General features: G+C 42.7%; 1 protein-coding gene. It reads right to left on the minus strand.

Annotated elements, in window-relative coordinates:
• Positions 1-145 precede the first annotated feature (145 nt).
• Positions 146-529 (minus strand): lysozyme inhibitor LprI family protein, encoded by a 384-nt coding sequence (locus KIO97_RS26810; protein WP_052437390.1) that lies wholly within the window; start codon positions 527-529, stop codon positions 146-148.
• Positions 530-572: the final 43 nt, after the last annotated feature.

Genomic DNA, 572 nt, shown 5'->3' on the forward strand with positions numbered 1-572 from the left:
CGGAAATAACGCCCTGCTAAGGGGTGAGCAACGCAATACCGAAGCCGCCGCATACCACCTTAAACACTAAATTCAACGCATAGTAAAAATGCCACGCGTTGCGAATCCCTCTTGAGCAGTTTGTTATGTGCGTATTCAAACCAAGTCAGTACCAACTTATTAGATAGTTTGTACGCTCCTTAGTCATTTCAATTTCACACTCCATGCGTGCTTCGTTTCGCTGACTCCCCCCACTCTGGAGTACGTAAAATGCATCACAGTTGGACTTTTTGAACTGTAGCCAGATCCGCTGACTACTAAGCAAGCTCTGCTTAAGTTCAGCAGAATCCACAAGAGTTCTATCAGACAGTTCTCCTGAATTGATCTGATTCATTATGTTTTTATAAACATCATTCAACTCTTTATCTGCCAACTCAAAGTTCGCCTGAAGCTCGCATAAAGAGCCAAACAATTGACAATCTTCGACGTTACTCTCCGCAGAAAGTGAGAACGATGAGCAACAAAGAATCAAAACCAAAAATTTACGCACTTTACTAACTCCTACCCATTAGCACATAACGCCCTGTTAAGGT

Source organism: Vibrio sp. B181a, assembly GCF_030248375.1.
Taxonomy (GTDB): domain Bacteria; phylum Pseudomonadota; class Gammaproteobacteria; order Enterobacterales; family Vibrionaceae; genus Vibrio; species Vibrio campbellii.